Origin of the sequence: Frankia canadensis (genome assembly GCF_900197875.1) — a bacterium.
In the GTDB taxonomy this organism is placed as follows: Bacteria; Actinomycetota; Actinomycetes; order Frankiales; family Frankiaceae; genus Frankia; species Frankia canadensis.
In genome coordinates this window covers 1-8,422 of record NZ_FZMO01000169.1, presented here as the reverse complement: position 1 = coordinate 8,422, position 8,422 = coordinate 1, and the positions used below count along the sequence as shown (strand labels likewise).

Sequence of the window (8,422 nt, the reverse complement as noted above, 5' to 3'; positions counted from 1 at the left end):
CTCGTCGTCGCACCCCTCGTCCAGAACATCCGCCGCGGCCACTACGAACTCGGGATCGACATCCACCCGCGGCTGAGCTGGCAGCCGCGTTCACCGAACTCGACGCAGCCGTCTGACCAGCAGACGCCTGGGCCGCTGTCACGCACAGGTCATCAGCAACGCAACAGTGCCCCGTGACCGCACCGACGATCACAGCGTAGTCAGTCGAACACAACCTCCGATGATCCGCGGAGAGCCACTTTGCGGGCTGCCCCAGGTAGAAGTGCCTGGCCGGCACCCCTCGCCCGGTCTGGTGAGCCGTCTTCGAACCCGCACCGACATATTCGCTTCGGGTGATGGAGAATGTTGGTATGTCGGGGGCTGATGCCAGGACGGCCGGGGCGGACTTCTTCATCTCCTACACCAGGTACGACAGGTCCTGGGCAGAATGGATCGCCTGGGAGCTGGAGAGGGCCGGATACCGGGTGACGATCCAGGCCTGGGACTTCGTCCCCGGCAATGACTGGCGAGGCAAGATGGAGGAGGCCTTCGGTGCCACCCGGACCATCGCGGTCCTGTCGAGGGCGTATCTGACCTCCTTCTACGGCCGGGAGGAGTGGCAGGCCGCCCAGCAGGCCGATCCCGGCGGATTCGAGCGCAAGCTGCTGCCGGTCCGCATCGAGGACTGCGAGCGACCGGAGCCGTTGCGTACCTGGGTCTCCATCGACCTGTTCGATCTCGGCGTGAACGAGGCGCGCCGTCGCCTGCTCGCCGGGGTACGGGGAGCGTTGGAAGGCCGGATGCGGCCTGACGTCGCCCCGAACTTTCCCAGCCCGCCCTGGCGCGCGCGGCCTACGGCTTTCCCCGGGCCAGGCGGCCCCCGTTCGTCCGCTTCCGCCGCCCCCGTACCCGGCGCGGGGGCGGCGGACGGAGCGGACTCGGCATGGTTCTCCTCGCCTGCCTCTCCGCCCATCGTTCCCGTTCGTGATGCGGCCGGTCAGAGATCAGATTCGGTGCGGTTCTCCCCCATCGGTTCCTACCTCGTCGGCCACCGGGGTTGGGTCAGTTCGGTGCGCTTCTCTCCCGACGGACGAACGCTCGCCTCCGGCGGCGGGGACGCGGTCCGGCTATGGGAGGTCAGCGATCCGCACCAGGCGCGCCGTCTCGGCGCCCCCCTCCACGGTCACACCCGCGGAGTTCACCAACTGGCCTTCTCACCGAACGGGGCCCTCCTCGCCAGCGCCAGCGAGGACCACACCGTGATGCTGTGGAACGTCCACGATCCACGCAACGCGCACCAGGCAGGGACCAGCTCCGGGCACGCCCGCGGCGTCTGGTCGGTGGCCTTCTCCCCCGACGGCCACACCCTCGCCAGTGCCGGCGACGACCACACCATCCGACTCTGGGACGTCGAGAAGCCGCACGAACCACGCCCGCTCGGCCCGCCGCTCACCGATCACACCGACTCGGTGCGCTCGGTTGCCTTCTCCCCCGACGGACGCACCCTCGCCAGCGCCGGCGACGACCGCAGGGTCCTGCTGTGGGACATCAGCGACCCGAGACGGCCCCACTGCACCGCCGCCCTGTTCACCAACACCATCCAGGTGTGGTCGATCGCCTTCTCACCGGACAGCCGCACCCTGGCCGGTGGAGCCGGCGGTGAGGACCACACCGTGCTGCTCTGGAACATCCACAGCCTCGAACCGGAACCGCCCCAGTCCCTCGCGGGGCACTCCGGCTGGGTCGCCTCGGTGGCCTTCGCCCCGGACGGCCGCACCCTGGCCACCGGCAGCAGCGACAAGACCGTTCGGCTCTGGGACCTCCGCCAACCCCACCACCCCCGCCCACTGGGCACCCCGCTCGTCGGCCACACCGAACGCGTCATGTCCGTCTCCTTCGCACCCGACGGCAACACCCTCGCCTCCGCCGGCCGCGACCAGGACATCCGCCTGTGGACCAGGGCGCCGAACCCCTGACGGGACGAGCCCGCCTACTCCGCCATCCCGCGACGCCCGCCGACGCCGTCGGATCACGAGACCGTGAGGACGTCGTCGAAGGGCAGGCGAAGTGATCGCGCTGTGGGCGGGCCAGCGATGGCGAGGCGAGATCCGTGGCGTCGCGGACGTCGTTCTTCACCCGCCGGTAGTAGAACGCCTTCGCCCCCAGCGGATGCGCCAGAGATGCACCCTGGCGTCCAGGTCGGCCAGCGCGTCGACCGCCCAGTACCAGCCGTAGTCGCCTCCAACACCCGGGCAACAACCCCCGGCCTACCCGGGGGCCGTCACCAAGGAGCGGAGGCCCCGCTCCTTCATCGCATCAAGGCCGGTGGCCCAGTTCTGCGCCCCACAGGGTTACGGTCGCCGACCAAGCCCGTGCCCGCCCCGAGCTCGTCGCTGCCAGCCAGCGGCCGGCGCGGAGACTCGCCGGAGGCTCAGAGGTCACCCTCGGCGATCACGCGATGATTGATCAGCCAGCGCGCGAGATCCTCCGAGGTGTCCAGTCCCGGCAGCCCGCAGGCCTGTAGCCGCAGCCGCACGCCGGTGATCACGTTGCGTATGTAGGCGGGTGAGCGTTTCAGTCGAGTGCCGACCTCCTCGTAGCTGGCCGATCGGAGGTTCGGGCCCGACCCGGACAGCAGCGGGCGGCACAGCTCGGTGAGGGCCTTGGACTCCGCCGGCCTGAGCGTGATCGGCATCGTGGAGGTCGCCCCGCCGGCCAGGGACATCACCATCTCGCGGACTCGCCAGGTGAAGCCGAGCGCCGACGCGTCGACGTGGACGGCGACGATACCGCCGTCCACGAGGTTCGCGACGATGTCGAACGTGAGGACGGGAAGCGGCGTTGCCGCGCCCCCGGGTCTGATGACCAGGTCCTCGCCGACGGGTGGGCGCAGTGAGATCGGCTTGCTGGCCGACCGGTTGTAAACCAGGACGCAGTCGTCCAGGACCCGCACTGACGCCGTGAGCCGTGACAGCCAGGTGTCACTCGGAAGAGTGATGTCACAGGTCCGTTCGCGGCCGATGGTGATCTCCCTGGCGTGGGTTGCCGCCCACCTGTTCCCGTCGTACTCCAGCACCACGGTGGGAAGGTCGTCGGCCGGTGGCGTCTGCGGGATGGGGACGCGGGTCAGGCGCATGGCGGGAGGTAGGGGGTGGACGGGAGCACGTGGTGCCACTCGTCGGGCGTGAGCTGGTCGGTGGGCGAGGTGGCGCAGGCGGTGGCGACGAGCCGGTCGGCGCCGATGTCCCACAGCCGGACCGTGCTGTCCTCACCCGCGGTGACGAGTGTTCGGCCGTCCGGACTGATCGCCACCGCGTTGACCGAGCCGGCGCTGCTGGTGAGTTCGGCCAGCGGCCGGCTTGCCGTGCCTCGGCTGGTGGCGTCCCGCAGCCAGACGGATCCCGCCTGGCTGGCGGTCGCGAGCAGCCGGCCGTCCGGTGTGAACGCCACCGCCGACAGGGAGCTCTTTTGGCCTCCCTGACCGGCCAGGGAGGCCAGCGGCGTGCCGACGGTGCCACGGCTCGCGGTGCTCCAGACGCGCCCCACGCTGTCCTGGGTGGCGGTGGCGAGGAGGCGGTCGTCCGGGCTGAACACCAGAGACCAGACCGGGTGGCCATATCCGGTGAGGGTCGCCAGCGGTTCGACCGCGCCGCGTCGGCTGGGGTCCCACAGCTGGGCGGTCCGACCGTCGTTGCCGGTGGCGAGCAGATGACCGTCGTGGCTGAAGGCCACCTCGTAGACGGCGCCGGAGTGCCCGGCCAGGGTGGCCAGCGGCGTGCTGACGGTGCCGCGGGCGGCGGAGCTCCAGAGCAGGGTCACACCGTCCTCGCCACTAGTGGCGACCAGACGGCCGTCTGGGCTGAACGCCGCCCCGTCGACCGCATTGGTGTGGCCGGTGAAGACCGCCAGGGGCTGACTGACGGTGCCTCGGCTCCCGGCGCTCCACAACCAAGCCATGTGATCCCGGCTGGTCGTGGCCAGGGTGCGGCTGTCCGGACTGAACGCCAACCAGGCCGCCTGATCGGTGGCACCGGTCAGGGTGGCCAGCGGCCGGACGGCGGGACCGCGGTCGTGGGTGCTCCACAGCCGGACCGTGTGGTCCTCACTGGCCGTGGCGAGCAGGCTTCCATCCGGGCTGAACGCGATGGTGACGATCGGACCGCTGTGGCCGATGAGGGTGGCCAGGGGGCCGTTGCTGGTGCCGCGGCTGTTGGCGTCCCACAGCCGGGGGGCGCCGTCCTCTCCGGCGGTGGCAATCAGCGTCCCGTCCGGACTGAACACGGCCGTGCGGATCCTACCGGTGTGGCCGGCGAGGGTGGCCAGCGGGCTGGTACCGGCGGCGAACAGGGCCAGGACGCGCAGCCGGGCCTCGGTGGTGGGCGCGGTGTGGAAGGCGGCGAGCGCGAGGCGGTGGGCGAGCGCGGGGTCGTCGTGCTTGGTGGCGACCGAGGCTGCGGCCAACTGCCGGGACCACGCCTGCGGATCACCCGGATTGGCGCTGGCCTTCCCGCCTCCCGACAGCATCACCAGCAGCGACGTGACCAGCCCCACGACCGCGACCAGCGCCGCCACGCCGCCCAGCAGGACCACCGAGCGACGCCGCCAGGGCCCGCCGGGCGCGCCGGGGCTGCTCGGCCTTATACCACCGCCAACGGCGTCATCGCCCCCAGCGCCGCCCACGCGACTGATCGCGGCCATGGCCTCGGCGGGTGTCACGAGCGGACCATCGACCGAGCGGGTGGTCTCGGTCGGCGGACGGTCCGGCAAGCACGCGCTGCCCTCCGGCGGGTCGGTGGTGGCGGTGCGGCGGACACTGGACGTGCTGTGGACCGGCACGTGGGCGTCGGCGAGCCAGTCGGCGCCGTAGACGTCCGTGGTGGCCGCGGACAGCGCGGCCATGAAGTCAGTGGCCTGCGGGTATCGGTCGTCGGGATCGCGGGCGAGCGAGCGCAGCACGACGTCGCCGATCGGCCGGGGTATGGAGGACGGGGGCTGCGGGGGCTCCACCAGGCGCCGCAGCGGCCGGTAGGGGTCGAAGGCCGGGACGCCGGTGAGCAGCTCGTAGAACACGAGCGCGAGGGCGTACAGGTCGGTGCCAGGACTCAGCCGCGAGCCGGAAAGCTGCTCGGGAGCCATATACCGGGGGGTGCCGCGCACCCGGCCGAGAGTCGGGTCCACGCCGGTACCGGTGAACATCCGTGCGATGCCGAAGTCGCCGATCTTGGGCGTTCCGGTGCTGTCAAACAGCACGTTGGTCATCTTGATGTCGCGATGCAGGATGCCCCGCTCGTGGGCGTGACGCAGGCCCTCGGCCATCGCCAGCGCCACCGCGCACGCCTTGACCTGCCCGAAGCCCGGGCCGGGGTGCAGCGTGCCGCCCTCGAGCAGCTCCATCACGATCAGGGCCAGGTCGTCCGCCTCCAGATAGTCGTAGACCCGCACGATGTGGGGATGATCGAGCATTGCCAGCATCTGGGCCTCGGCGGTCATCACCGCGTCGGTCATGGCGGAGTCGATCGACACTGCCTTGATGGCGGCCCGGCGCCTGAGCTGCCGGTGCTCCCCGGCGACGACCACGCCGTGGCCACCGCGGCCCAGCACGCCACCGATCGTGTAGGCGGGCAGCGCCGCGGCGATCCGCTTCGGGTCGATGGACGTCACGCGGGCCATCGGCGCCGCGCAGGAAGGCCGTGTCGTCGCACTGTGTGACTCCCCGTTCGCGATAAGCCAACCGGATGTCACGGTCCGGCCGGATTCGTGTCGCGGAGGGGATTGTGCCAGAAGATGCCGCTTCGGTATGCCTGTCCGTCGAACCTCGCGTCGGACCAACGCGTCTGCGCAGGTCGGGGGTACGGCCGACAGGCACGCCGCGGGACGGACCACGAAAGCGTCGTCGCCTCCGAGCCGCTAGCGGCGTGCCTGCGTCTCTGGAGCCGTGACGCGCCGCAGCAGCTGGCCGTGCCCTCGGCGTCCGACGCCGCGTCCTACCGCCGCCAGATCAAGGACCTCACCCGCTCGCCGCTGACGGAACGCCAGGTCGGCCAGCTGTTCGACGCGCGCCGGACGGTTCCCGCTCACACCGCTCCCAATCCGACCAGGGCACGGGTGTAGCACTACACTATTCGGGATGCGATCGTCGGGGCATTCTGACCTCGAACCGAATCCGATGAAGATCCTTCCGGTTTCGCACACGCATGAGTGGAGGCCATTCGATGACGGCGCCAGCGTCGCCTCAGTTTCATCAGGACCGTTCACGAGGAAAGGCCGCTTATCTTCTCACGCTGCTCTCCGCGGTCACACTGGTTGCCCTGACCTTCGCCGCTCCCGCGTCGGCCGCCGCGTCCAGGACACCGGGCGCACCGTGTGGATTCAATCCGCCCAGCGGATATCACCTTCGAGAATTTGTTGATATCATCGATTCCGGTGGTGCGCAGGTTCAGATCTTCACGGGAGGCTATCAGAATCAGCAGTTCGTTGTCCGTTTTGCGAAAGGCCCAGATTCCAATTTCACAGTCCTTGGATCCGAAGTCGGCGTAGACGAGAATCACAAGCAAACATACGGATTCACGGGAGACTGGGGTCGGTTCCCGTACGGATGGTGCTCGACGCCTTCACCATCCCAGCCGATAAGGATCTCCTACACTATCGTGGACCAGTTTAATCACCGCTGGGGTAGGATCTGGTGCAACAGCCAGAAACCCTGCACCTCCCTGGAGGAAAACACCCCCAAGTAGGTCCCCTGCTCGTCATCCTCCTCTCGACATGCGGCGGCCTGCCGAGGCTTCCGCCCATCCAGCAATTGCACGATGCTCCCCTACCGACGTCGGAACCGGTGGGCGGACACGACGTCGACGCATCACTCGATCATGACCGGTCAGGAGCTGCGGGACAACGGACTCTGCCGATGCAACAGTGCCCGCCCGGCTGCTCGGACCGGAGCATCCGCACACCCTGACCGCCCGGTATCAACCTCGCGGCCTTCTACAGGCAGGCCGGGCGGACCAGCGAGGCACTCGGCCTCAAGAAGTAGGTGGTCGCGGACGGTACGCGGCTACTCGGACCGGACCATCCCGACGGCCTCACCGCCCGTGCCAACCTCACCTTCCTTTACGGACAGGCGGACCGCACTACCAGCAGGATCATTCCCGAGGAGTGCGTACTCGCCGATCAGCGGCGTCTACTCGTCGACCAACGCAGGGACCGCCTCGGCCGAAACTGAGCCGAACCCCCAACCTCACCTCGAAAGCACCCGCCCTGAGCTGCCTCTTCTCGGGTTGGGGATGTTTGTGGCGCCTCGGCAGCAACCGAACCCCCAACCCTGGCGATTCGGTCTTCCTGGCTCTGTCAGTCCACCTCTGAGGATACCGACTCTGCCTGCCGACATTGATCCCCTTGATCAGCTTGCGGCGTCTGCCCGTGTGTTGTCGACAGCCCTGTCCTGTCGGGCACAGCCGTGCGCTACAGGGCAGGCGACAGCCGACCGCCGGTTGCGTGGCTTTGACAAGATGCCCGCCGGCGCGTGAGTGTCGCGGCGCTACGCTGGTACGGCGGGGCTCGGCCCTGGAGGTCCGTGACGGGAGGTGCGTGATCACCGCGGAGATGGCGGAGATGATTGCCCCTGCGTGGATGCATGAGCAGGTCACGGCGGCGCAGTACGACTCCTGGTCCGACGAGCAGTGCGCGGGCATCGAGATCGTGGACGGGATGGTCGTCGTGAGTCCCAGCGCGTCCAAACGCCACAACCGCCTGGTCAAGATCCTCACGGTCGCGCTGGAGGCGGCCGCAGGGCCGGAGTGGAACGCCGACTTCGACGTCGACGTCCGCCTCCAGGACGTGCCGCTGACGAACCGGCGTCCCGACGTCGTCGTCTACCGCGCCGACACCCTCGACGTCACGCCCACCCGGCCCGAGCATGTCCTGCTCGTCGCCGAGGTCGTCTCACCGGGATCGGAGACGACCGACCGGATCGTCAAGGCCGAGCAGTACGCCAAAGCCGGGATCGCCTACTACTGGCGGGTTGAGCAGCCCGCCGCCGGCGTCCCCGTCACCCACACCCACGTCCTGGACCCGGCAAGCGGAACCTACCGGCCCACCGACGTCTTCACCGGCGCCATCGACGCGGCCGCCCCCTTCCCCGTCCGCATCGACCTCACCCGACTCTGACGGCGTTCGCCAGATCGACCGCCTGCCGACCCCAGCGAGGGCACCACAGATCGGGCACGCGAGCTCTGGTGGATCCCGCCGCGGTTCCCTTCTCGCCGCTGCGGACAGGACGTGGCCACGCCCGCCCGCCATCACCAGCAGACCGTCGGGAGCGCGGTTCAGTTCCACAGAGTGGCGATCGGGGCGGCGACAATGCCCTCGCCGAGCGGGTAAACCCGCTTGCCAGTGTGCAGGACGACACCGGCGACGAAACGGTCACCGAGTTCGTCGCGCAGCCAGG

At 69.5% G+C, this 8,422-nt stretch carries 6 protein-coding genes; 3 read left to right on the top strand and 3 right to left on the bottom strand.

The window, feature by feature from the left end; translation table 11 throughout:
* Positions 1–350 precede the first annotated feature (350 nt).
* Positions 351–1,955, top strand: a complete 1,605-nt coding sequence (locus C1A33_RS15180) for a toll/interleukin-1 receptor domain-containing protein (protein ID WP_101832152.1) — start codon at positions 351–353, stop codon at positions 1,953–1,955.
* 455 nt (positions 1,956–2,410) lie between these two features.
* On the opposite strand, the gene C1A33_RS15170 is transcribed toward C1A33_RS15180, so the two are convergent.
* On the bottom strand, positions 2,411–3,115 hold the full coding sequence (locus C1A33_RS15170; protein WP_101832151.1) for an FHA domain-containing protein: 705 nt from the start codon (positions 3,113–3,115) through the stop codon (positions 2,411–2,413).
* Positions 3,106–5,640: a WD40 repeat domain-containing serine/threonine protein kinase gene (locus C1A33_RS15165; RefSeq protein ID WP_165818400.1), complete on the bottom strand. Its 2,535-nt coding sequence runs from the start codon at positions 5,638–5,640 to the stop codon at positions 3,106–3,108. Before C1A33_RS15165 ends, C1A33_RS15170 begins: the two co-directional genes overlap by 10 nt.
* Positions 5,641–5,937: 297 nt before the next feature.
* On the opposite strand from C1A33_RS15165, the gene C1A33_RS34950 reads away from it, so the two are divergent.
* Positions 5,938–6,090, top strand: a complete 153-nt coding sequence (locus C1A33_RS34950) for a hypothetical protein (RefSeq protein WP_165818399.1) — start codon at positions 5,938–5,940, stop codon at positions 6,088–6,090.
* Between the two features lie 140 nt (positions 6,091–6,230).
* Here the strand turns inward: C1A33_RS34950 and C1A33_RS34195 are convergent, their stop codons facing one another.
* A complete protein-coding gene (locus C1A33_RS34195) occupies positions 6,231–6,527 on the bottom strand; it encodes a hypothetical protein (RefSeq protein WP_133150680.1) in 297 nt (98 codons plus the stop codon).
* Positions 6,528–7,587: 1,060 nt separating this feature from the next.
* Between C1A33_RS34195 and C1A33_RS15145 the strand changes: the two genes are divergently transcribed.
* A complete protein-coding gene (locus tag C1A33_RS15145) occupies positions 7,588–8,142 on the top strand; it encodes a Uma2 family endonuclease (RefSeq protein WP_101832153.1) in 555 nt (184 codons plus the stop codon).
* Positions 8,143–8,422: the final 280 nt, after the last annotated feature.

Bases quoted from the DNA above. Each gene is read 5' to 3' on its own strand.
- C1A33_RS15145 (WP_101832153.1), top strand. From the start codon at position 7,588: ATGATTGCCCCTGCGTGGATGCATGAGCAGGTCACGGCGGCGCAGTAC.
- C1A33_RS15180 (WP_101832152.1), top strand. From the start codon at position 351: ATGTCGGGGGCTGATGCCAGGACGGCCGGGGCGGACTTCTTCATCTCC.
- C1A33_RS15170 (WP_101832151.1), bottom strand. From the start codon at position 3,115: ATGCGCCTGACCCGCGTCCCCATCCCGCAGACGCCACCGGCCGACGAC.